The organism is Streptomyces sp. NPDC101160, assembly GCF_044768205.1.
Classification (GTDB): Bacteria; Actinomycetota; Actinomycetes; order Streptomycetales; family Streptomycetaceae; genus Streptomyces.
The window spans coordinates 188,570-211,697 of record NZ_JBIWPJ010000009.1 but is presented as its reverse complement, the minus strand read 5'-3'; the positions used below and the strand labels follow the sequence as shown (position 1 = coordinate 211,697).

Annotated in this window: 16 protein-coding genes; 5 read left to right on the top strand and 11 right to left on the bottom strand. The window is 71.6% G+C overall.

The window, feature by feature from the left end; genetic code table 11:
- Window positions 1-3: 3 nt before the first annotated feature.
- The 8 genes from ACIRSU_RS28815 to ACIRSU_RS28780 form a co-directional block, all read right to left on the bottom strand.
- On the bottom strand, window positions 4-1,758 hold the full coding sequence (locus tag ACIRSU_RS28815; RefSeq protein ID WP_403798032.1) for a branched-chain amino acid ABC transporter permease: 1,755 nt from the start codon (window positions 1,756-1,758) through the stop codon (window positions 4-6).
- A gap of 5 nt (window positions 1,759-1,763) precedes the next feature.
- Window positions 1,764-2,696, bottom strand: coding sequence for a branched-chain amino acid ABC transporter permease (locus ACIRSU_RS28810; RefSeq protein WP_403798029.1), 933 nt, complete (start codon window positions 2,694-2,696; stop codon window positions 1,764-1,766).
- 122 nt (window positions 2,697-2,818) lie between these two features.
- The gene (locus tag ACIRSU_RS28805; protein WP_403798026.1) at window positions 2,819-4,054 is read right to left on the bottom strand and encodes a branched-chain amino acid ABC transporter substrate-binding protein; all 1,236 of its coding nucleotides are present in this window, start codon (window positions 4,052-4,054) and stop codon (window positions 2,819-2,821) included.
- Between the two features lie 449 nt (window positions 4,055-4,503).
- Window positions 4,504-4,995: a hypothetical protein gene (locus ACIRSU_RS28800; RefSeq protein WP_403798023.1), complete on the bottom strand. Its 492-nt coding sequence runs from the start codon at window positions 4,993-4,995 to the stop codon at window positions 4,504-4,506.
- A complete protein-coding gene (locus tag ACIRSU_RS28795) occupies window positions 4,992-5,876 on the bottom strand; it encodes a trypsin-like serine protease (protein WP_403798021.1) in 885 nt (294 codons plus the stop codon). The genes ACIRSU_RS28800 and ACIRSU_RS28795 overlap by 4 nt, the downstream gene beginning before the upstream one ends.
- 274 nt (window positions 5,877-6,150) lie before the next feature.
- Window positions 6,151-6,660 (bottom strand): PaaI family thioesterase, encoded by a 510-nt coding sequence (locus ACIRSU_RS28790; protein ID WP_403798019.1) that lies wholly within the window; start codon window positions 6,658-6,660, stop codon window positions 6,151-6,153.
- Window positions 6,661-6,757: 97 nt separating this feature from the next.
- Window positions 6,758-7,792 carry a hypothetical protein gene (locus ACIRSU_RS28785; protein ID WP_403798016.1) on the bottom strand — a complete coding sequence of 345 codons (1,035 nt, stop codon included), beginning with the start codon at window positions 7,790-7,792 and terminating at the stop codon, window positions 6,758-6,760.
- A 280-nt stretch (window positions 7,793-8,072) separates the two neighbouring features.
- On the bottom strand, window positions 8,073-10,358 hold the full coding sequence (locus ACIRSU_RS28780) for an FdhF/YdeP family oxidoreductase (protein WP_403798013.1): 2,286 nt from the start codon (window positions 10,356-10,358) through the stop codon (window positions 8,073-8,075).
- Window positions 10,359-10,498: 140 nt separating this feature from the next.
- Here ACIRSU_RS28780 and polA point away from each other — a divergent pair, with 140 nt between their 5' ends.
- Entirely contained in the window at window positions 10,499-13,219 is a 2,721-nt protein-coding gene (gene polA, locus ACIRSU_RS28775) for a DNA polymerase I (RefSeq protein WP_403798010.1), read from the top strand.
- Between the two features lie 310 nt (window positions 13,220-13,529).
- Here polA and ACIRSU_RS28770 read toward each other — a convergent pair whose 3' ends face one another.
- Window positions 13,530-14,411 (bottom strand): DUF4184 family protein, encoded by an 882-nt coding sequence (locus tag ACIRSU_RS28770; RefSeq protein ID WP_403798008.1) that lies wholly within the window; start codon window positions 14,409-14,411, stop codon window positions 13,530-13,532.
- Between the two features lie 204 nt (window positions 14,412-14,615).
- Between ACIRSU_RS28770 and ACIRSU_RS28765 the strand changes: the two genes are divergently transcribed.
- The 3 genes from ACIRSU_RS28765 to ACIRSU_RS28755 all read left to right on the top strand — a co-directional run bounded on the left by ACIRSU_RS28765 (window position 14,616) and on the right by ACIRSU_RS28755 (window position 17,756).
- Window positions 14,616-16,394, top strand: a complete 1,779-nt coding sequence (locus tag ACIRSU_RS28765; protein WP_403798006.1) for a lytic murein transglycosylase — start codon at window positions 14,616-14,618, stop codon at window positions 16,392-16,394.
- Between the two features lie 219 nt (window positions 16,395-16,613).
- Entirely contained in the window at window positions 16,614-16,754 is a 141-nt protein-coding gene (locus ACIRSU_RS28760; RefSeq protein ID WP_403798003.1) for an SPW_0924 family protein, read from the top strand.
- 9 nt (window positions 16,755-16,763) lie between these two features.
- Window positions 16,764-17,756 (top strand): DUF3068 domain-containing protein, encoded by a 993-nt coding sequence (locus ACIRSU_RS28755; protein WP_403798000.1) that lies wholly within the window; start codon window positions 16,764-16,766, stop codon window positions 17,754-17,756.
- Here ACIRSU_RS28755 and hrpB read toward each other — a convergent pair.
- Window positions 17,740-20,340 (bottom strand): ATP-dependent helicase HrpB, encoded by a 2,601-nt coding sequence (hrpB, locus tag ACIRSU_RS28750; RefSeq protein ID WP_403797998.1) that lies wholly within the window; start codon window positions 20,338-20,340, stop codon window positions 17,740-17,742. The two genes, ACIRSU_RS28755 and hrpB, sit on opposite strands and share 17 nt — an antisense overlap.
- Before the next feature lie 94 nt (window positions 20,341-20,434).
- A complete protein-coding gene (locus ACIRSU_RS28745) occupies window positions 20,435-21,268 on the bottom strand; it encodes a class I SAM-dependent methyltransferase (RefSeq protein WP_403797995.1) in 834 nt (277 codons plus the stop codon).
- Between the two features lie 361 nt (window positions 21,269-21,629).
- Between ACIRSU_RS28745 and rpsA the strand changes: the two genes are divergently transcribed.
- Window positions 21,630-23,123: a 30S ribosomal protein S1 gene (rpsA, locus tag ACIRSU_RS28740; protein ID WP_389216473.1), complete on the top strand. Its 1,494-nt coding sequence runs from the start codon at window positions 21,630-21,632 to the stop codon at window positions 23,121-23,123.
- Window positions 23,124-23,128 lie beyond the last annotated feature (5 nt).

Below are 23,128 nucleotides of genomic sequence, written 5' to 3'. Positions count from 1 at the left end.
CGTTCACGCCCCTGCCTTCGCCGTGCCGGCGGCGGTTGCCGCGTCCGCTTCCGCGGACTGCCGCTGCTCCGGTACGTCGGGCTGTTCGTCGTTCTCGTGGAATTCCAGCCGTGCCCGCTTGTTGGCGATGAGGCCCTCGGGGCGGAAGCGCATCAGCAGGATCAGCGCGATGCCGAAGCCGAGCAGCTGGTAGTCCTGGAGGAACGACAGCTTGGCCGGGATCAGGAAGAGGAGCGCGGAGCCGACGATGGGACCGGTGATCGTGCCCATGCCGCCGAGGATGACGGCCGCGAGCAGGAACGCGGAGTTCGGCGGGACGGGGCCGGCGAACACGTAGTTCTCGGGGACCACGGTGGTGTTGACGTGTGCCTGTACCGTGCCCGCGAGGCCGGCCAGGGACGCGCCGAGGGCGAAGGCGACGAGCTTGACCCGGAAGCCGTTGATGCCCATGGCGGTGGCGGCGGTCTCGTCCTCGCGGATGGCGACCCAGGCCCGGCCGATGCGGCTGTTGCCCGCACGGGAGAAGACGATCACGACCAGCGCCATGATGAGGATCATGAGCAGGTAGTAGTTGGCGTAGGCGCCGAGTTCGATGCCGAACACGGTGTGGGACTCGCCGAAGTTGTATCCGAAGAACTCCAGCTGCGGGATGTTCGGGATGCCGTTCGGGCCGTTGGTGATCTGCGGGCCCGAGGTGCCGTCCAGGTTGCCCATGGCGATGCGGAAGATCTCACCGAAGCCGAGGGTCACGATGGCGAGGTAGTCGCCGCGGAGCCGCAGGGTCGGGGCGCCGATGACGACTCCGAAGACCAGCGAGGCGGCCATGCCGGTGAGGGCCGAGGCCCAGAAGGGGAACTGGACGCCGAAGGCGGAGGAGGTGGCTCCGGAGACCAGGGCCGCGGTGTACGCGCCGACGCCGAGGAAGGCCACGTAACCGAGGTCGAGCAGGCCCGCGAGGCCGACGACGATGTTCAGGCCGAGGGCGACGGTCGCGAAGATCAGGATGTTGACCGCGATCAGCGTGTACGTGTCGCCGCTCTGCTGGAGGAACGGGAAGGCGATCGCCATGACGAGGCTGGCGGTGATCGTGACCTGTCGGTTGCGCGCGGTGATCTGCGAGAGGCGGGTGGTGAGCCCGGACTTGACCAGCGCCGTGGCGGAGAAGCCGACGAGGATCAGGTACGCGACGAAGAGCTGCGGCTCGTTGTCGTCGGTGTCGATGCCGAAGGTGACCACGAGGAGGCCGACGGTGAAGACGGCGACGATGATCAGGATCTCGGCCCAGGACGGCAGCTGCTTGGCGGGGGCCGCCTTGCGGGTGTCGTCGGTCAGCTTGAAGGCGGCGATCGCCGGAACGGCGGCGGCCACGACGGCGACGACGGCACCGGGCTCCAGGTCCACCAGGTGGCCCAGTTCCACGATGATCGCGATCGCCGTGAAGAGGGTGGTGGCGAAGGTGCCGAGGGCGAGGATCCACAGGGGCTTGCGGGCGCCCGTCGGGGTCAGCCAGCCGAGGCCCTTGATGCCCAGCGCGGAGAGCGCGTGCAGGCCGGTGAGTACGGCTCCGACGAGCGTGAGCAGCTGGAGCGGGGCGGGGTTGCCGTAGATCGTGAGGTCGCCGGGGAACTCGGCGGTCCACGTCCAGGCGAGGAAGGCGGAGGCGACGGTCGCGACGGAGCCGGCGACGGTCGTCCAGAGCAGTCCGGTGGCCTTGGCCGGGGTCTCGGCCGCGGGAGCGGTGATGTTCTCGGTCGTCATGCTGCTCACGCCCTGTCCGCGACACGCTCGCCGAGCAGGCCCTGGGGCCGCACGAGGAGGACGACGATGAGGAGGACGAAGGCCCACACGTTGGACCAGGCACCGCCGCCGAGCTGGTGCATGCCGGGTATGTCCTCGATGTAGGCGATCGAGAGGGACTCGGCTATGCCGAGGACCACGCCGCCGACCATGGCGCCGTAGATGTTGCCGATGCCGCCGAGGACGGCTGCGGTGAAGGCCTTGAGGCCGAGGATGAAGCCCATCTCGAAGTTGATCTGGCCCTTGTCGAGGCCGTAGGCGACGGCGGCGACGGCGGCGAACGCGGCACCGATGGCGAAGGCCATGACGATGATGCGGTCGGTGTTGATGCCCATCAGCTTCGCGGTGTCCGGGTCCTGCGCGGTGGCCTGCATGGCGCGGCCGCTGCGGCTCTTGGAGACGAAGAGGCCGAGGGCGAGCATGCACAGCGGGGCGAGGACGAGGACGAAGAGGTCGGCGCGCTGGATCGAGAGGTTCTTGGTGATCTCGAAGGCCTCGCCCGGGAACTCGGGGAAGGAGACGGCCTTCTTGGCGTCGGGGTAGAACTGCCAGACCAGCTGCTGCAGCGCGATGGACAGGCCGATCGCGGTGATCAGCGGGGCGAGCCGGGGCGCGTTGCGCAGCGGCCGGTAGGCGAACCGTTCGGCGGCGGTGGCGACGGCCACGGAGGCGATGGCGCCACCGACGATCATGAGCGGGATCGCCACCAGCAGGGACGTTCCGCTCGGCAGAACGGAGTAGGTGGTGAGGGCGCCGAAGCCCCCGATCATGAAGATCTCGCCGTGGGCGAAGTTGATGAGCTGGACGATGCCGTAGACCATGGTGTACCCGATGGCGATGAGGCCATAGAGGGCACCGAGGGCCAGACCGTTGGCCAGCTGTTGCGGCAGTTCGTTCACCGCGGGCCTCCGATGAGCTTGTCGGATATGACACCGCGCGAGGGCGCTGTTTGCGCCCTCGCGCGGGCTGGTTCAGGTGTTGCGGTCGTGCGGGGTTCCCGGCTCAGGGGCCGGGACGGTGCTTACTGGTTGAAGGTGTCGCTCTTGACGTCGACCCACTTGCCGCCCTGGACCTTGTAGACCGTGAGCTGCTTGTTGGTGGTGTCGCCGTACTCGTCGAAGGAGACCTTGCCGGTCACGCCGTCGAAGGAGACCTTGCCCAGGGCCTCGGTGACCTTGGCGCGGGCGTCGGACGGGAGCTTGCCGCCGTTGGCGGCGACGACGGCCTTGACGGCCTGGATGATGGCCCAGCCGGCGTCGTAGGAGTAGCCGCCGTAGGCCGCGTACGGGTCCTTGAAGCCGGCCGCGTTGTAGTCCTCGATGAACTTCTTGGCGGTCGGGAGCTTCTCGACCGGGTAGCCGATCGAGGTGGCCAGGTCACCGTCGTTGGCCTCGCCCGAGGCGCTGATGAAGGCCGGGTCGTAGATGCCGTCGCCGCCCATGGTGGGGATCTTGGCGCCGGTCTTCTTGATCTGGTCGGAGAGCAGGCCGCCCTCGGGGTACTGGCCGCCGAAGTAGACGGAGTCGGCGCCGGAGGCCTTGACCTTGTCGGCAGTGGAGGAGAAGTCGGTCTCCTTCACGGTGACGTGGTCGGTGCCGACGATCTGGCCGCCGAGGCGCTTGAACTCGTCGGAGAAGATCGTGGCGAGGCCGGCGCCGTAGGTCTGCTTGTCGTCGACGACGAAGACCTTCTTCTTGCCGGCGTCCTTGAAGAGGTACTGGGCGGCGAACTTGCCCTGGACCACGTCGGTGGCGGCGGTACGGAAGTAGGTCTTGAAGGGGCGCTTGAAGTCGCCCTTGCCCCAGTTGTCGCCCTGGGAGAGCGACGGGTTGGTGTTGGCGGGGGAGACCTGCGCCAGGTTGGCGGCGGCGAAGACGCCCTGCATCTGCTGGGAGACGCCGGAGTTCAGCGGGCCGACGACACCGACGACGTCCTTGTTGCCGACCAGCTTGGTGGCGTTGGCCTGGCCGGAGGCCGGGACGGCCTGGTCGTCGAGGCCCTCGATCTTGAAGGTGACGCCCGGGACTTCCTTGTTCTTGTTGGCGGTCTGGACCGCCAGGTCCACGGAGTTCTTGATGCCCTGGCCCAGGGCGGAGAGCGAACCGGTGAGGGGGGCGTCCACACCGATCACGACGGTGGTCGTGCCGCCGGCGTTGTCGCCGCCGCCCTTGCCCTCGTCGCGCGAACCGCAGGCGGTGAGGGTGAGCGCTCCCGTGGTGAGCACGCTGGTGAGGATGAGCAAAGAACGGTGTCGCACGAAAAATCCTTTCCCTGGCGCGGCCCCCTCAGCTGAGGCGGTGCCGTGAAGCTGTGAAGCGAGAGGTGCCGTTTTCGATGCCGGGCCGTACTGGGTCGAGCAGGGCCGTGCAGTGGAAGCGCCCGGCGGCGCGGTGACTGGCCGTGACTCTAGGCGCAGGTGGGGAAGGACTGGGAGCGCGGACGTCAGGATGTGACTGTCTTGTTATGCCGACGGGCAGAGACGGTGTGCAGGCCAGGGGCAAACTCGGGCACAACGGTCGGTAGTGCGGTGTTCACATGCTGAGAACATGCAGTTCCGCTAAGGGGCTTGAGCGGATCACGGTCCTGACCGACCCACGGTGAGGGTGTCCGGTTATCGGACAGTGCCTCATGTGCCAGCGGACGGAAACGCTGACCGGAACGTTCCGTTCCGGAGCGCGTCCCACCACGTGAAAATGTCACGCTGAGTTACGTCGGCGATGGCCGGGAACCGACGCTCGGATTCCTCGTGGTACCCGCGGACGGAGTCCGCGGGAGGGTCTTCTGTTCACCCGGTGGACGCCAGTTCTCCGAGCTGCCCGTCGCCCCCTTCGCCTCCTCACAGCGTCGCCGCGTCTCCCGGTCCGTGTACGCGAAGGCCGCCTCGCGACCGGCCCGCACCTCCTCCGCCCGCGCCCCGACCAGGACCGCGTCATGGATCTCGTACTGCTCGTTCGACATCCCCTTCTGCTCCCAGTCGAGCCCGGCCCACTTGCTGCCCTTGAGGGCCTCCTTCACCCAGTACGACACCAGGTTGGTGCACACGTCGACGGGCGAGCCGGCCTGCGTCGCCTCCGACGAACTGGGCGGCGGCGAAGGGGACTTGGGGGCCTGCTCGCAGCCGGCGGAGAGGACCAGCGCACAACCGGTCAGGGCCGCGCCGAGAGCGGCCCTGACCGGGGCGATCGGCCTGCGGATCACGGCAGGCGGACGTACGGCTTGAGGAAGTCGCGGGCGCCCGGAGTGTCCAGGCGGTACACCACGTTGGTGGCGTAGCAGGGCGTGTCACCGGTGATCGTGGTGGCCACGAGAGTGCGCCGGCCGTCGAGCGTCGCGAAGTTCGGGCCGCCCGAATCCCCGTAGCAGGCACCGCCGTTGCCCTGCGGCGCCGTCATCCCGAGCCGGATCCAGGCGTTGTTGAGGGCGTTGAACGTCACCGGCGCCTTCATCCGCACGCCACCGCCGGGGTGGGTCTGGCCGCCGGGGCCGCGGAGCGCCTCCTGGGTGCCGTATCCGGCGACGAGGAAGCCGGTGCCGTTCAGCCCCTGCGGTCCCAGCGCGTCGAGCGCGCCCGCCGTCGGCAGGCTCGCGGGCGTGAAGCTCCAGCGCTCCTTGACCTTCGCCGCCGGCAGCTCGATCACCGAGATGTCGTGCGGATCGGACGCCGGGCCCGGGTACAGCGGGTGACTGTGCGCGGTCCCCTCGACGGCGACGGCCCGCGCCACGGCGGCCGGATCGCCCGGGTGCTCGGCGGCGGCCCGGTCCAGACCGGACTGCACGTCCTGGTCGAGGGAGACGTAGAAACGCACGTTCTCCGGCCAGTCGGTCGTGCAGTGCGAGGCGGTCAGGAAGGTGTCCGCGTCGATCATGGTGCCGGAGCAGACCCAGTCCACCCGGTCCGGGGTGCCCGGGTCGCCGTCGTCGTCCCAGGTCGCCACCAGGGCGCCCACCTCGGTGCGCTCGGGGGCCGGAGCGGCGTTGTACGAGTTGATCGCCGCGGACGGGATCGCGGTGGCGAGCACGGCGGCGCAGACGGCGGCGGTCACGGCGGTCGCCACGGTGGTGGTGCGTATCGCGGTCACGGAAGTCCCCTCGGTGTGTGAGTGGACCGCCAGTGAAGCCGCTGCCCTCCGGCGCGGACAAGAGCCCGTGGGGAAAAGGGAGTTCAAGAACGCCACGGCCCCGGACGGGGCTTCCGTCCGGGGCCGCGGATGAGGTCGTCGCCCGCCTCGGTGACGTACGGTCCGGGCCGTACGGGTCGGGCGTGGGCCGTACGGGTCAGGCGTGGGCGTACGGGCCGGGCGTGGGCCGTACGGGTCAGGCGTGGGCGTACGGGCCGGGCGTGGGCCTTACGGGTCAGGCGCCGGCGCCGTCGAGGCGGCCGGCCTCCGGGAGGATGTTCGCGTCCTTCGTGCCGACCTCCTTGAGCATGCAGGTCAGCCGCGCCGAGCAGACCCGCTTGCCCTGCTCGTCGGTGATCACGATGTCGTACGTGGCGGTGGACCGGCCCTGGTGCACCGGCGTCGCCACACCCGTCACCAGACCGCTGCGCACCCCGCGGTGGTGCGTGCAGTTCAGGTCCACGCCCACGGCGATCTTGGTGACGCCGGCGTGCAGCATCGAGCCGACCGACCCCAGGGTCTCGGCGAGCACCGCCGAGGCACCGCCGTGCAGCAGCCCGTACGGCTGGGTGTTGCCCTCCACCGGCATCGTCCCGACCACGCGGTCGGCCGACGCCTCCAGGATCTGCACACCCATCCGGTTGCCCAGGTGCCCGGCCGAGAAGAGCGCCGGCAGGTCCACACCGAGCGAGGCGTACTCGTCGATGACCTCCTGCGGGAACTTCACGTGCTGCTGCTCACCCATGGTCGGCTCCGTTCGTCCGTTCGTCTTCGTACGGCTGATCTACCTGAGCAAACGCTTAGGCGAGCTGTGATTCTTCCAGACGGACCCGGAGCCGGCCCTAGCCGCCCCGCATGAAGAGGCGGCAGAGGCGGTCGGCCGCGTACCGCTCCTCGTGACAGGGGGTGAGGCGGTACGGACTGACCTGCACCAGGAAGTACTGGTCGGGCGCCGCGGGCTCCGCCTCCGCCCGGAACGGGGCCGCGCCGTCCCGGATCACGACCTCGCCGCGGGTGCCCGCCGCGTCCCGGTACGCCGCCGCGATCTCCCACGAGCAGCTCTTCTCGCCGACGGTGGCCGCCACCCGCAGACCGCCGGGGGTGCTGCCGCCGCCGAGATCGATTTTCCACCGGTCGAAGTAGTGCTGCCCCTGCCCGTCTCCCTCGTCGGTGACGACCGGAGCGGGACTCGGGCGGCGGAGATCGAAGAGGACTCCGGGATAGGGCGTCGCGCCCTGGGCCGGGTGTCGGAGGACGAAGCGGGCCGTCGACGGTGAGCAGCGCACGTTGACCGCGCGCATGTCGGTGATGGCGAGCTGGGAGGTGCGGTCGCTGAAGAGGTTCAGCTTGAAGGTGGTCGTCGGGCCGTTCGGGACCGGCGCGTCCACCATGTGCGGGGTCGACCCGATGACCCGCGCGCCGAGCGGTCCCAGGATCCGCCAGGCGTCCCGCCCGTAGCCGGTGGGCCCGATCGGCACGGCCTCCAGGGAGCGCTGCTCCCGCGCGGTGAGCGGCCGGTCGAGGACGATCGTCCAGCCGTCTTCGTCAAGAGCGGAGAGATCCGGGTCGGTCGCCGCGGTGAAGGGGGACTCCTCGTGGTCGAGCTGCTTCTGGGCGTCGTCCTCGGCCCGCACTCGGGAGCCCGCGAACAGGGTGTCGTAGACATAGGTGACGGCCTGCCCGAGGACAGCGGTGGCGAGCAGCCCCGCGGCGATCACCAGCAGGCCGCGCACCAGGACGCGGGTCCTGCGGGAGGGCGGCACCTGGGCGCCGGGCGCGACCCGCTCCAGCGCGAGATCGCTCAGGGAGGGGCCCCTGGGTTCCGGCTGCTGCGCGGGTGCCTGCGCCGGGTCCGGGGTGGCGGGTGGTCCGTCCATGGGCGCCGACGGGGGAGGAGTCGTGGGCGGTGGTGGGTTCCGTGGAGCCGGAGGGGCCGGAGGGGGCGCAGGGGCCGGTGGAGCCGGAGCGGTCGACGGAGCGGGCGGAGCAGGCGGGTTCTGCTCCGGCGGCGGCCCGCCGGGGAGTGGTGTCGACAACGGATCCCCCGTGCGGGTTCGGGCGGCGGCCGGCCGCCGCAGTGTGGGAGTGGAGGGTACAAACCTCCAGGGCCGCCCGGGCAGTGCAGAACCGGCCACTGTCCTGACAGCCCACCGGTGATCAGTCGGTCGCCGCCCGCGGAACCAGACGCACGATCACGGACTTGCTGGCGGGGGTGTTGCTGATGTCGGCGGTCGACTCCAGCGGCACCAGCACGTTCGTCTCCGGGTAGTACGCCGCCGCGCAGCCGCGGGCCGTCGGGTAGTGCACCACCCGGAAGCCGGGCGCCCGCCGCTCGCTGCCGTCGGTCCACTCGCTGACCAGATCCGCGTACGAGCCGTCCGCGAAGCCCAGCGCCGCCGCGTCCTCGGGGTGGATCATGACCACCCGGCGGCCGCCCGTGATGCCCCGGTAGCGGTCGTCCAGACCGTAGATCGTGGTGTTGTACTGATCGTGCGAGCGCAGCGTCTGCAGCAGCAGCCTGCCCTCCGGGACCTTCGGGTACTCGACCGGCGCCGCCGTGAAGTTCGCCTTGCCGGTGGCCGTCGGGAAGCGGCGCTCGTCGCGCGGGGCGTGCGGCAGCGCGAAGCCGCCCGGGTTCGCCTTCAGGCGCGCGTTGAAGTCCTCGAAGCCGGGGATCACGCGCGCGATGCGGTCGCGGATCACCGCGTAGTCCGCCTCGAACGCCTCCCACGGCGTCGCCGAGGCCGTGCCGAGCACCGCCCGCGCCATCCGCGCCACGATCGCCGGCTCGGACAGCAGCTGCGGGCTCGCCGGCGGCAGGTTGCCGCGCGAGGCGTGCACCAGGCCCATCGAGTCCTCGACCGTCACCACCTGCTTGCCCGACTTCTGCACGTCCCTGTCCGTGCGGCCCAGCGTCGGCAGGATCAGCGCGCGCGTGCCCGTGACCGCGTGCGAGCGGTTCAGCTTCGTCGACACGTGCACCGTCAGCCGCGCGTTGCGCATCGCCGCCTCGGTGACCTCCGTGTCCGGGGTCGCGCCGACGAAGTTGCCGCCCATCGCGAAGAACACCTTCGCCTCGCCGTCCCGCAGCGCCTCGATCGAGCGCACCACGTCGAAGCCGTGGTGGCGCGGCGAGACGATCCCGAACTCCTTGTCCAGGGCGTCCAGGAAGGCCGCCGACGGCCGCTCGAAGATCCCCATCGTGCGGTCGCCCTGCACGTTGGAGTGACCGCGCACCGGGCACACCCCGGCGCCCGGCCGGCCGATGTTGCCGCGCAGCAGCAGGAAGTTGACCACCTCGCGGATGGTCGGCACCGAGTGCTTGTGCTGGGTCAGGCCCATCGCCCAGCAGACGATCGTCCGCTCGGAGGCGAGCACCATCTCCAGGGCCCGCTCGATCTCCGCCCGGGACAGACCGGTCGCGGCGAGCGTCTCGTCCCAGTCGGCCTCCTTGGCGGCCGCCGCGAACTCCTCGTACCCGTGGGTGTGCGCGGCGACGAACTCCTCGTCCACGGCGCCCGGGGTCTCCAGGACCAGCTTGTTGAGCAGCCGGAACAGTGCCTGGTCGCCGCCGATGCGGATCTGCAGGAAGAGATCGGTGAGCGCGGCGCCCCTGAGCATGCCCTGCGGCGTCTGCGGGTTCTTGAACCGCTCCAGACCCGCCTCCGGCAGCGGGTTCACCGAGATGATCCGCGCGCCCGCGGCCTTCGCCTTCTCCAGGGCCGACAGCATCCGCGGATGGTTCGTGCCCGGATTCTGTCCGGCGACGACGATCAGGTCCGCCCGGTGCAGGTCCTCCAGGGAGACGCTGCCCTTGCCGATGCCGATCGTCTCGTTCAGCGCCGAGCCCGAGGACTCGTGGCACATGTTGGAGCAGTCCGGCAGGTTGTTCGTACCGAACTCGCGGGCGAAGAGCTGCAGCAGGAACGCGGCCTCGTTGCTGGTCCGGCCCGAGGTGTAGAACAGCGCCTCGTCGGGGGAGCCGAGCGCGGTCAGCTCCTCCGCGATGATCGCGAACGCCCGCTCCCAGGAGACCGCCTCGTAGCGGTCGGCGCCCTCGGGCAGATACATCGGCTCGGTGATCCGGCCCTGCTGCCCCAGCCAGTACCCACTGCGGGTCGCCAGGTCCGCGACCGGGTGCGCGGCGAAGAACTCCGGCGTCACCCGGCGCAGCGTCGCCTCCTCGGCGACGGCCTTCGCCCCGTTCTCGCAGAACTCGGCCACATGCCGCTTGTCCTCCTCGGGCCAGGCACAGCCGGGACAGTCGAAGCCGTCCTTCTGGTTGACCTTGAGCAGGGTCTGCGCCGTGCGCCGCACACCCATCTGCGCCTGGGCGATCCTCAGCGTGTGCGCGACGGCCGGCAGGCCGGCGGCGGCGTGCTGCGGCGCCTCGACCCGCGGTGCGTCCTGGACCGGGTCGCCGACGGGCGGCTTGCTGACCATCACGCTCTCCCTTGAGCGGAACCTGTGTCGTACGACTCCGATCCTGTCACGCGCCACCGACAACGGACCACGGGCGGTCCCCGGCCTCCCGCGGCCGGAGGGTGGACGGGAATGTCAGTGGCGCGTGGCAGGATCGTTCCGTGGCCGAGACAGCAGCGAAGAAGACCGATATGACCGAAGAGAACCGTCCGCGCCTGCTCCTCATGGACGGGCACTCCCTGGCGTACCGGGCGTTCTTCGCACTGCCCGCGGAGAACTTCACCACCGCGACCGGGCAGCCGACGAACGCGATCTACGGATTCGCGTCGATGCTGGCGAACACGCTCCGCGACGAGGCGCCCACGCACTTCGCCGTCGCGTTCGACGTGTCCCGCAAGACCTGGCGCTCCGAGGAGTTCCCCGAGTACAAGGCGACCCGCTCCAAGACGCCCGACGAGTTCAAGGGCCAGGTCGAGCTCATCGGCGAGCTGCTCGACGCCATGAACGCCCCGCGCTTCGCCGTCGACGGCTTCGAGGCGGACGACGTCATCGCCACCCTCGCCACCCAGGCCGAGGCCGAGGGCTTCGACGTACTGATCGTCACCGGCGACCGCGACTCCTTCCAGCTGGTCACCGACCGCACCACCGTGCTCTACCCCACCAAGGGCGTCTCCGAGCTGACCCGCTTCACCCCGGAGAAGGTCCAGGAGAAGTACGGGCTCTCGCCCTCGCAGTACCCCGACTTCGCGGCCCTGCGCGGCGACCCGTCGGACAACCTGCCCGGCATCCCCGGCGTCGGCGAGAAGACCGCCGCGAAGTGGATCAACCAGTTCGGCTCCTTCGCCGAGCTGGTGGAGCGCGCCGAGGAAGTCAAGGGCAAGGCGGGCCAGAACCTCCGTGACCATCTGGAGTCGGTGAAGCTCAACCGCCGCCTCACCGAGATGGTCCGCGACGTCGAGCTGCCCAAGGCCGTCCCGGACCTCGCCCGCGAGCCGTACGACCGCAAGGCCCTCGCCCTCCTCCTCGACACCCTGGAGATCCGCAACCCCTCGCTGCGCGAGCGCCTCCTCGCTGTCGACCCCGGCGCCGCCGAGGAGACCGCCCCCGCCCCGGCCCCCGGCGTCGCGCTCGACTTCACCGTCCTCGGCTCCGGCGAGCTCGCCGGCTGGCTCGCCGAGCACGCCGGGCAGCCGCTCGGCATCGCCACCGTCGACAGCTGGGCGCTCGGCACCGGCAACGTCACCGAGATCGCCCTCGCGTCGGGCGAGGGAGCGGCCGCCTGGTTCGACCCGAGCGAGCTCGACGAGGCCGACGAGCAGGCGTGGGCCGCCTGGATCGCCGACCCCGAGCGACCCAAGGTGATGCACAACGCCAAGGGCGCCATGCGGGTCTTCCCCGAGCACGGCTGGAGCGTCGCCGGCGTCACCATGGACACCGCGCTCGCCGCCTACCTGGTCAAGCCCGGCCGCCGCTCCTTCGCCCTCGACGCGCTCTCCCTGGAATACCTCGGCCGCGAGCTCGCCCCCGCCGCGCCCGCCGACGGCCAGCTCGCCTTCGGCGCCGACGACACCGCCGAGGCCGAGGCCCTGATGAGCCAGGCCCGGGCCGTCCTCGACCTCGGCACCGCCTTCGACGAGAAGCTCGCCGAGGTCGGCGCCAAGGAGCTGCTCCACGACGTCGAGCTGCCCACCTCCGTCCTCCTCGCCCGCCTGGAGCGGCACGGCATCGCCGCCGACCGCGACCACCTGGAGGCCCTGGAGCAGCAGTTCGCCGGCGCCGTGGAGCAGGCCGTCAAGGAGGCCCACGCCTCCGTCGGCCACGAGTTCAACCTGGGCTCGCCCAAGCAGCTCCAGGAGGTCTTCTTCGGCGAGCTCAACCTGCCCAAGACCAAGAAGACCAAGACCGGCTACACCACGGACGCCGACGCTCTCGCCTGGCTCGCCGGCCAGACCGAGCACGAGCTCCCGGTCATCATGCTCCGCCACCGCGAGCAGGCCCGGCTCCGCTCAACGGTCGAGGGTCTGATCAAGACCGTCGCCGCCGACGGCCGCATCCACACCACCTTCAGCCAGACCGTCGCCGCCACCGGCCGCCTCTCCTCCACCGACCCGAACCTGCAGAACGTGCCGGTGCGGACGGACGAGGGCCGCGCGATCCGGCACGGCTTCGTCGTCGGCGAGGGCTTCGAGGCCCTCATGACCGCGGACTACAGCCAGATCGAGCTGCGCGTCATGGCCCACCTCTCCGAGGACGAGGGCCTCATCGAGGCCTTCACCTCCGGCGAGGACCTGCACACCACCGTCGCCTCCCAGGTCTTCGGCGTCGAGCGGAGCGCCGTCGACGCCGAGATGCGCCGCAAGATCAAGGCCATGTCGTACGGCCTCGCGTACGGGCTCTCCGCCTTCGGCCTCTCCCAGCAGCTCGGCATCGACCCCGCCGAGGCGCGCGGCCTGATGGACACCTACTTCGAGCGCTTCGGCGGCGTCCGCGACTACCTGCGCCGCGTCGTCGACGAGGCCCGGGCGACCGGCTACACCGAGACCATGCTCGGCCGCCGCCGTTACCTCCCGGACCTCAACAGCGACAACCGCCAGCGTCGCGAGGCCGCCGAGCGCATGGCCCTCAACGCCCCCATCCAGGGCACCGCCGCCGACATCGTCAAGGTCGCCATGCTCAACGTCGACCGCGCCCTCACCACCGCCGGCCTCGCCTCCCGCATGCTCCTCCAGGTCCACGACGAAATCGTCCTGGAACTGGCCCCGGGCGAGCGCGACCAGGTGGAGACCCTGGTCCGCGAACAGATGGCGAACGCGGTCCAACTGCGCGCACCCCTGGACGTCTCGGTAGGCGTAGGCCGCGACTGGGACTCGGCAGCGCACTGAGCGCAGGGGGAGCGGGGCCGCCCCCCCCGTGTGGCTGTGCCCCGCGGGGGCGGCCCCGCTCTACCCCAGCCCGTGCGGGCTGCGCCGCGATGTGCGATGCCCACCCCCGCCCTCCCGTGTGGGCAATCGTCCCGCTGGGGGTCCCCCCAGGGCGAAGCCCTAGGGGGGAGGGACGGGTGGGCACACGGGACGGCGCCCTTGCGGGCGCGTTCCGCTTCTGCGCCTGCGTCCACCACGAGGGCGCTGCGACCTCAATCGGCGTGGGCTGCCGGGGCGTGGCGCGTCACGGGGTGGGGGGCCATGTCCGCGGCTACGAGCGGCCGCGCTCCGGCGCAGGCTCCGCCACCGCGCCGTCCCGGCGGTCCGCCGTCCGGCGCGCCCCCGACCGCGCCCGCAACGCCCCAACCCGCACCCCCGCCCCGTACACCACCACCCCGACGAACAGCCCCGCCCCCGCCCCGAAACAAAGCGTCGGAATGATGTCGAGCGGCGTCTCGATCCGCCCCCAGTACGCGTACCACCGCACCATCCGGTGCACCGCCCCCGCCACCGCACACGCCCCGATCACCGCCACCGCGAGCAGCAGCCCACGCCGTTGCGGCACCGGCACCCCCGCCGGCAGCGCCGTGTCCGCGGGCACGGCGCGCAGCGCCCGTACGGTGAACCAGGCCAGCGCGACGAGGGCCAGCGCCGAACTCCCGTACTGCGTGTACAGATAGAGGGGGAAGCCCGCCACCACCTCGCCGAGCACCGGGATCAGCCGGGTGCCCCACCGGTCGAAGTGGGTGAACGCGTCCCAGACCACATGGGTGGCCGCCCCGATCACCGCCGAGACGACGAACCAGCCGGCCAGCGCCGCCGGCCGCCGCTCCCGCCACGGCCGGCCGCGGACCGCCTCGTACACCCGCCCCCGCAGCCCCCGCGGCAGAAGCGCCACCAGCGGCTCACGCACCATCAGCCACAGCGCGACCAGCACCGCGGTGATGAGCACGTCGACGGTGACGACGCCGAGCGGGGAGTGCGTGACGTCCCCGAAGAACATCGCGTCGGGCACCGCACTCGCCGCGAAATACGTCATGTCGGGCGAGAAGGAACCGGCAACGAGCGCCGAGGCCACCAGGGGCCCCCGCGCTCTGCCACCGCGGCGGATGCCCGGCAGTACCGCGGCGGCATGGCTGAGCGTGAACGGCACGGAAACCCCCCTGGAGCCTGTCCTCGTCCGGTGCGCCCCCAGTATTGATCACCGATCGTGGGCGAAAGCACGGACGGCCAAGTGGTGACGAAACCGTGAAACACGGTCAGGGCCCGGTATCGGCGTGCCCGGAGTTGGCATAGGGTCGGCGGGTCGGACCCGCGCGGGGAGCGCGGAAGCGGGACACGGGGAGGGACCACACACATGGCAGCGCACTTGGGCCGCCGGCTGCGCAGGGGAGCCACCAGCGGTGCGATCGTCGCCGCGACCGTCGCCGCGCTCGCCGCGTCGCAGGCTCCGGGAACCCCGCCGCCGCCCGCCGACAACGCGAGCGGTGACACGCCGATCGGCGCGGGCGACGCGACCACGCCCCCGAACGGCGGCTCGGCCTCCGGCGACACGCAGTACTTCACCGACCTGCCGCCGCTGAACACGCCCAACAAGCCGGGCGCGCCCACCGCCAACGTGCCGGTCGTCACCGGCCCCGCCGAGGCCGGCATCCCCGCGAGCGTCCTCGCCGCCTACCAGCGCGCCGAGCAGTCCATACGTTCCACCGACCCGGGCTGCAACCTGCCCTGGCAGCTCCTCGCCGGCATCGGCAAGGTCGAGTCCGGGCAGGCCCGCGGCGGCAGGGTCGACGCCAACGGCACCACCCTCTCGCCGATCCTCGGCCCCGTCCTCAACGGCGTCGGTTTCGCCAACATCTCGGACACCGACAACGGCGCCTACGACGGCGACCGGGTCCACGACCGGGCGATCGGCCCGATGCAGTTCATCCCGTCGACCTGGGCCACCTGGGGTCAGGACGCCAACGGCGACGGGAAGAAGGACCCGAGCAACATCTACGACGCGGCCCAGGCCGCCGGCCTCTACCTGTGCGCGAACGACCGCAACCTCGCGCTCAAGGCCGACCTGGACCAGGCCGTCCTCAGCTACAACCACTCGACCGAGTACCTGAACACGGTGCTCTCCTGGTTCGAGTACTACAAGCGCGGTTCGCACCAGGTGCCCGACGGCACCGGCGTCCTCCCCGTCCACCGCAGCGACGACCTGGGCCGGGGCGGCACGCCCGGCCGTACCGTCCCGACGCCTCCGGTCACGCCGCCCGCTCCGAAGCCGAAGCCGTCGAAGCCCGTCACCCCGAAGCCGCCCACGCCGCCGAAGACCGACCCGGCGCTCACGGTGGTACGGCTCAAGAACGCCTCCTCCGGCTCCCTCGACGCCACCGCGGGCACCACCTTCACCACCCGCCCGGCCGTCCTGGCGCTCGACACCGCGGGCAAGCCGGTGGCCGGCGTCAAGGTCCGCTTCCGGATCGGCGACGGCACCGACACCCGCTTCGCCCTCGGCGGCGTCCGCGAGATCACCGCCGTCACCGGCAGCAGCGGCAAGGCCGTCGCCCCGAACCTCAAGGCCGGGGAGCGAACCGGTGACTTCACCATCAGCGCCACCGTCGTCGGCCGCAGCCTGAACGCCCTCTCGTTCAAGGCGACCGTCACCGAGCGCCGCGCCGACGCCCTCGCCCGCCTCGACGAGAAGGACCTGACGGCCACCACCGGCGGCTCGTTCGCCGACGAGGTGCGGGTCAAGGCCACCGACGGCGGCGCGATCGCCTCCGGTGTCGCCGTCACCGCCACCTTCGTCACCTCGGCGGACGACCCGAAGCCCGCCACCGACGGCCCCTTCTTCAAGGCCGCCGACGGCACCGCCGTCCGCACCCTCACCGGTCTGAAGACGGGCGCCGACGGTGTCCTGAAGCTCCCGGAGATCTTCGCGGGCGACCAGGCCGGCACCTTCACGCTGAAGCTGACCGCCCCCGGCGGCGGCACGCTGACCGTCCAGCTCAAGGTCACCGCCCCGGCCCCCGATCCGACGCCGACCCCGACCCCCACGACGCCGACTCCCACGCCGACCCCCTCCGGGTCGACCACGCCGTCGGAGCCGTCGTCGACGGGTACCCCGGAGACCAAGCCCAGCGCCTGAGACCCGACGCCTGACGCCTGACGTCCGACGCCTGACGTCCGGTGCCCGGCGTACGCCGCTGCTCGCCGCCCCCGTGTCTTCGCCGGACACGGGGGCGGTGCCTTGTGCGCGCCCTGGCCCGAAGTGCGTTCTGGGTGCGACCTGTTCTCATCTCACGGCCGCGTTGCTACGGTGCCCCCGTCCTGACGATGTATCAGATCGAGCACCGGGAGGCCGACCTTGCGCGCCCTAGCTGCCGCCGCCATCGGACTCGTCCCCGTCCTCCTGTTCATCCTGCTCGTCTCCTTCGTCGATCTGCCGCCCGACGGGCCCACCTCGCCCCAGCCCCTGCTGACCGCCGACCCCGGCCCCCGGAAGTAGGGGGCACCCGTGCGCCGCCGAGCCAGCCTCGTCCTCCTCGCCCTCGCCGTCTTCTTCGCCGCCATGGCCCCCACCCTGCGCTGGTACGCCTTCCCGCGCCTGGCGAAGATCCCGCCGAACCAGTACCAGGTGACCGTCCTGGAGGCGAAGCCCGCCACCCTGCTCAACTACTCGACCCTCAAGTCCGAGAAGGTCGACAAGATCACGATCATCCAGACCCTCAAGGGCAACGTGGAGGAGTCCAGGAAGATCGAGCGAGACGCCGGCCGCGACGTCGTCGTCTGGGACTCGCTCTCCTATGTGACCGGCCCCGACGGCAAGATGGTCTCCAAGATCCCCGAGCGCTACATCTTCGACGCCCACACCCAGGACCCCGTCCACGCCACCGGCGAGATGGTCGACGGCGACCCGGTCCGCCGCGAGGGCATCGAGTTCAAGTGGCCCTTCCTCACCGAGAAGCGGGACTACCAGTACTTCGACGCCCAGACCCGCACCTCGGCCCCCATCCACTACAAGGGCACCCGCACCTTCCGCGGCCTGGACGTCTACTACTTCGAGCAGACCATCCCCTGGACCGAGGTCCCCATGCCCAAGACGATGCCCGTCAAGGGCATCACCCCCGATGTCCTCGCCAAGACCGGCCTCACCCGCTGGTACAGCACCAAGCGCATGTTCTGGGTCGACCCCGTCACCGGCGCCCCCGTCAACGGCGAGGAGATCCACAAGGAGGAGCTCCGCAACGCCCGCGCCCTGATGGGCCAGGACACGATCACCGTCTTCGCGGGCCACGTGAAGATGCGCGAGGACTACATCACCAGCGTCGTCGACCTGGTCAAGTCCAACCGGCTCATGGTGCTCCTGCTCGTCTCCTATCTGCCCTGGACCTTCACCGTCCTCGCCCTCCTCCTGCTCGCCCTCTCCCTCTGGCTCGAAGCCCGCTCCCGCGGCGGACGGGCCCCGGACGCCGACCCCGAGCCGACCCTGGTCACCGCTCCCGTCTGAGCCGGGCGCTGGTGTGCCGGGTGGCCTCCGCCACCGAGGGGTCCTCCGGCCACGGGTGCTTCGGATAGCGGCCCCGCAGTTCCGCCCGCACCCCGCGATAGCCGTCCCGCCAGAACGAGGCCAGATCCGAGGTCACCGCCGCCGGCCGCCCGGCGGGGGAGAGCAGATGCACCACGACCGGCACCCCCGCCACCCGCGGCGTCTCGGCGAGCCCGAACATCTCCTGCAGCTTCACCGCGAGCACCGGCCGCTCCCCGCCGTAGTCCACCCGTATCCGCGAACCGCTCGGCACCTCGATCCGCTCCGGCGCCAGCTCGTCGAGCCGCCCCGCCTCGCCCGACGCCCACGGCAGCAGCCGGCGCAGGCCCTCCCCGGCGTCGATCCGGCCCAGATCCGCCCGCCGCCGCGCCCGGGACAGCTCCGGCTCCAGCCACTCCCCGGCCCGGGCCAGCAGCGCCTCCTCCGCCACGTCCGGCCACGGCTCGCCGAGCTCCCGGTGCAGAAAGGCCAGTCGCTGCCGCAGCTCCGCCCCCTCCCGGCCCCACCGCAGCAGCGCCGTGCCCTCCCGGCGCAGGCCGTCGAGCAGCGCCTCCCGCACCAGGCCGGGACCGGCCTCCCGCAGCGGACGGACCGTCAGCTCCACCGCCCCCAGCCGCTCCACCGACCGGGCCACCACGCCCCCGTCCTCCCAGTGGACCTCCTCGCCCGCCCGCAGCAGATGCCCCGCCGCTCGCCGCGCCACCTCCTCGTCCACCACGGCCGCGAGCCGCACCCGGGCGGTCGCGCTCTGCGCCGTCCGGTCCGCCACCGCGACCGCGAGCCACGCCGGGGACCCGAGCCGCGAGCCCTCCGAGAGCCGCGCCCCCGTCCCCGACGCCATCAGATAGCCGCCCTGCTCCCGCGCCCGCGCCACCCGCTCGGGAAACGCGAGCGCCGTCACCAGCCCCGCCACCGCGTCCTCACCCAAGCCCCCAGAAGCCCCGCCGGCCCGCCCGGCCCCGCCCCCGCCCGCCTTGGCCCCGGCCGTGCCTTCCCCGTCGCCGGTCCCGCCTTGTCCGGTGCCGGCCGCGCGCTCCAGGCGCCGTACTTCCGCCCGCCAGCGCGCCGCGTACCCGTCGCCGCCCCGGCGCGCCTCCCGCCAGGCCGCCGCCAGGTCGTCCCCGTACTCCCGGGGCGGCTCCTCGCTCAGCAGCGCCACCACCTCCGCCGCCCGCCGGACCCCGACGTCGGCGGCGCCGTCGAGCAGTGCCCGGGCCAGTCGCGGATGCAGGCCGAGCCGGGACATCCGTACCCCACGGTCCGTCGCCCGGCCGTCCTCGTCCACGGCGCCCACCGCCGTGAGCACCGCACGGGCCGCCGCCATCGCCCCGGCCGGCGGCGCGTCCAGGAGGGCGAGCCCCGAGGCCGTCGGATCACCCCAGCAGGCCACGCGCAGCGCGAAGTCGGTCAGATCGGCGACCTTGATCTCGGGGGAGGGGAAGCGCACCTGCCGCGCGTCCTCCGCCGCGGACCAGCAGCGGTAGACCGTTCCGAAGCCCTCGCGCCCCGCCCGGCCCGTGCGCTGGGTGGCGACCGCCATTGACACCGGCACCGTGGCGAGCGAGCCCAGGCCCCGGGCATGATCCGTCCGCGGCTCACGGGCGAGCCCGGAGTCCACCACGATCCGTACTCCCGGCACGGTCAGGCTCGACTCCGCCACCGAGGTCGCCAGGACCACCCGTCGCCGGGCGCCCGGCCCGGCGCCCCGCAGCACCGCGTCCTGCACCGCCGCCGGCGCCCGCCCGTGCAGCTGGAGCACCTCGGCGTCCACATCGGCGAGCAGCCCCGCCGTCCGGGCGATCTCGCCCGTCCCGGGCAGGAAGCAGAGCACGTCGCCCTCGTGCCGCTCCAGGGCCTCCCGGACCGTCGCGGCGACATGGCGGAGCAGCGCGGGATCCACCCAGGTGCCGTGCGCGGGCCGCACCCCGGCCGGCGGCGGCGCGAAGTGGATCGCCGAGCCGTGGATCCTTCCCTCGGCCCGCACGACCGGCGCCGGGCCGGTGCCGTCCAGCACCGTCAGCAGATCCGCCCATGCCTTCGCGTCGCTCGTCGCCGACGCGGCGATCAGCTTCAGCTCGGGCCGCAGGGTCGCGCGCACGTCCACGAGGAACGCCAGCGCCGTGTCCGCGTCCAGATGCCGCTCATGGCACTCGTCGAGCAGCACCACGTCCACGCCGGCCAGCTCCGGATCGCGCTGGAGCCGCTGGAGCAGCACGCCCGTGGTCACCACCTCGACCCGGGTCGCGGGCCCGGCCCGCCGTTCCCCGCGCACGGAGAAGCCGACGGCTCCGCCGACCTCCTCGCCCAGCAGCCACGCCATCCGCCGGGCCGCGGCCCGCACCGCCATCCGGCGCGGCTCCGCGACCAGCACCCGGCGCGCCGGCCCGTCTCCTATAAGACCCGCGAGGGCCAGCGGGACCAGCGTGGTCTTGCCGGTCCCGGGCGGGGCGTGCAGCACCGCCGTGCCGCGCTCCTCGAGCGCGGTCAGCAGCTCGGGGACGGCATGGCGGACGGGAAGACGGTCGAGTGCGTCGTTTCGGATCACACGGCAAGTCTCGTACGCCGGGCCGACCCGTCGCGCCGCGTTGTCCACAGGCCCGCCGATCAGTCGTACTAATCCCTGCCGGTCGGTACCGCCGCTACCCGTCGACGCGCTCGCAGACGAAGATCGCGGTGCCCGGGATCAGGTTCCCCCGCAGCGGGGACCAGCCGCCCCACTCCTGGCTGTTCCAGGCCGGCCACTCCGGCTCGACCAGGTCGACCAGCCGGAAACCGCCCGCCACCACGTCCCGCACCCGGTCCCCGATCGTCCGGTGGTGCTCGACGTAGACCGCACGCCCCCGCTCGTCCTGCTCCACGTACGGCGTCCGGTCGAAATACGAGGCCGCGACCGACAGCCCCTCGGGCCCCGGCTCGTCCGGGAACGCCCAGCGGATCGGATGCGTCACCGAGAACACCCACCGGCCGCCCGGCCGCAGCACGCGGTGCACCTCGCGGAAGACGCCTACCGGATCGGCCACGAACGGCACCGCGCCGTACGCCGAGCACGCCATGTCGAAGGAGCCGTCGCGGAACGGCAGCGCCCCCGCGTCGGCCTCCACCAGCGGCACGTCCCCGCCGATCCGCAGCGCGTGCTGGAGCTGCCGGTGCGAGAGGTCGAGCGCCACCGGCCGGGCGCCCTGCGCCGCCAGCCAGCGCGCGCACTGCGCCGCGCCCGCGCCGATCTCCAGGATGTCCAGGCCCTTCAGCGCCGCGACCGGCCCGAGCAGCCCGGCATCCGCCTCGTCGAGACCCTCCGGGCCCCAGACGAACCGGTCGTCGCCCAGGAAGGCTCCGTGCTCGGTCTGGTACTCGTCGGCGTTCCGGTCCCACCAGCCCCGGCTCGCGCGGCTGCTCTCCGCGTCCCCGGCGTCACGCCGGGTGGCCTCCGCGTCTTCCTCGGGAGCGTCTTCGTGTCCGTACTCTTGGTTCATCTCGCCCGTCGATGTAGTTTGCGCTCAGAGCCGCGCGCGTAGAACGACACGGCTTCCCGTGGCCAGGATGGCCTGGGCTGACACGAGTTGTGCCGGGTATGCGGCGATCCGCCCCGGGTGTGCGCTTCGCGCATTGACCCTGTCCGGCCGCCCCCGTATGCTAAAGGTTGCGCTGCGGGCCTGCGCGCCTCAGACGGAGCAGGCCGCGCTCGCATCTGTTGTATGTCCCCTCGGTTTTCGAGGCGTCCCCGGTTTCCCGGGACAGGCGCTTCCTTGGCTGTCCGGCTTCTTCAGCTGCGATACGGGCTCTCGGCGTAGCAGTACCTACGACTTCAATGTCCGTACCGGAGCCCTTTCCCACATGACGAGCAGCACCGAGACCACCGCCACCACCCCGCAGGTTGCGGTCAACGACATCGGTAACGAGGAAGCCTTCCTCGCCGCGATCGACGAGACGATCAAGTACTTCAACGACGGCGACATCGTCGACGGCGTCATCGTGAAGGTCGACCGGGACGAGGTCCTGCTCGACATCGGTTACAAGACCGAAGGTGTCATCCCGAGCCGCGAGCTCTCGATCAAGCACGACGTCGACCCGAACGAGGTCGTCAAGGTCGGCGACGAGATCGAGGCCCTGGTTCTCCAGAAGGAGGACAAGGAAGGCCGCCTGATCCTCTCGAAGAAGCGCGCCCAGTACGAGCGTGCCTGGGGCACCATCGAGAAGATCAAGGAAGAGGACGGCATCGTCACCGGTACCGTCATCGAGGTCGTCAAGGGTGGTCTCATCCTCGACATCGGCCTCCGCGGCTTCCTCCCGGCCTCCCTGGTCGAGATGCGTCGCGTCCGCGACCTCCAGCCCTACGTGGGCAAGGAGCTCGAGGCGAAGATCATCGAGCTGGACAAGAACCGCAACAACGTGGTCCTGTCCCGCCGCGCCTGGCTCGAGCAGACCCAGTCCGAGGTCCGCCAGACCTTCCTCACGACCCTCCAGAAGGGTCAGGTCCGCTCCGGCGTCGTGTCCTCGATCGTCAACTTCGGTGCCTTCGTGGACCTGGGTGGCGTCGACGGTCTGGTTCACGTCTCCGAGCTGTCCTGGAAGCACATCGACCACCCGTCCGAGGTTGTCGAGGTCGGCCAGGAGGTCACCGTCGAGGTTCTCGACGTCGACATGGACCGCGAGCGTGTCTCCCTGTCGCTGAAGGCGACCCAGGAGGACCCGTGGCAGCAGTTCGCCCGTACCCACCAGATCGGCCAGGTCGTTCCGGGTAAGGTCACCAAGCTGGTTCCGTTCGGTGCGTTCGTCCGCGTGGACGAGGGCATCGAGGGTCTGGTCCACATCTCCGAGCTGGCCGAGCGCCACGTGGAGATCCCGGAGCAGGTCGTCCAGGTCAACGACGAGATCTTCGTCAAGGTCATCGACATCGACCTCGAGCGTCGCCGGATCTCGCTGTCCCTGAAGCAGGCCAACGAGTCCTTCGGTGCCGACCCGGCGTCGGTCGAGTTCGACCCGACCCTGTACGGCATGGCCGCGTCCTACGACGACCAGGGCAACTACATCTACCCCGAGGGCTTCGACCCCGAGACCAACGACTGGCTCGAGGGCTACGAGAAGCAGCGCGAGGAGTGGGAGCGCCAGTACGCCGAGGCGCAGCAGCGCTTCGAGCAGCACCAGCAGCAGGTCATCAAGTCCCGCGAGGCCGACGAGGCCGCCGCTGCCGAGGGTGGCGCCGCCGCTCCGGCCGCCGCGCCGACCGGTGGCTCGTACTCCTCGGAGTCGGACGACACCGCCGGCGCCCTGGCGTCGGACGAGGCGCTTGCCGCCCTGCGCGAGAAGCTGGCCGGCGGCCAGAGCTGAAACGG

Bases quoted from the DNA above. Each gene is read 5' to 3' on its own strand.
- ACIRSU_RS28815 (WP_403798032.1), bottom strand. From the start codon at position 1,758: ATGACGACCGAGAACATCACCGCTCCCGCGGCCGAGACCCCGGCCAAG.
- ACIRSU_RS28790 (WP_403798019.1), bottom strand. From the start codon at position 6,660: ATGGGTGAGCAGCAGCACGTGAAGTTCCCGCAGGAGGTCATCGACGAG.
- ACIRSU_RS28785 (WP_403798016.1), bottom strand. From the start codon at position 7,792: ATGGACGGACCACCCGCCACCCCGGACCCGGCGCAGGCACCCGCGCAG.
- ACIRSU_RS28780 (WP_403798013.1), bottom strand. From the start codon at position 10,358: ATGGTCAGCAAGCCGCCCGTCGGCGACCCGGTCCAGGACGCACCGCGG.
- ACIRSU_RS28765 (WP_403798006.1), top strand. From the start codon at position 14,616: ATGGCAGCGCACTTGGGCCGCCGGCTGCGCAGGGGAGCCACCAGCGGT.
- ACIRSU_RS28745 (WP_403797995.1), bottom strand. From the start codon at position 21,268: ATGAACCAAGAGTACGGACACGAAGACGCTCCCGAGGAAGACGCGGAG.
- rpsA (WP_389216473.1), top strand. From the start codon at position 21,630: ATGACGAGCAGCACCGAGACCACCGCCACCACCCCGCAGGTTGCGGTC.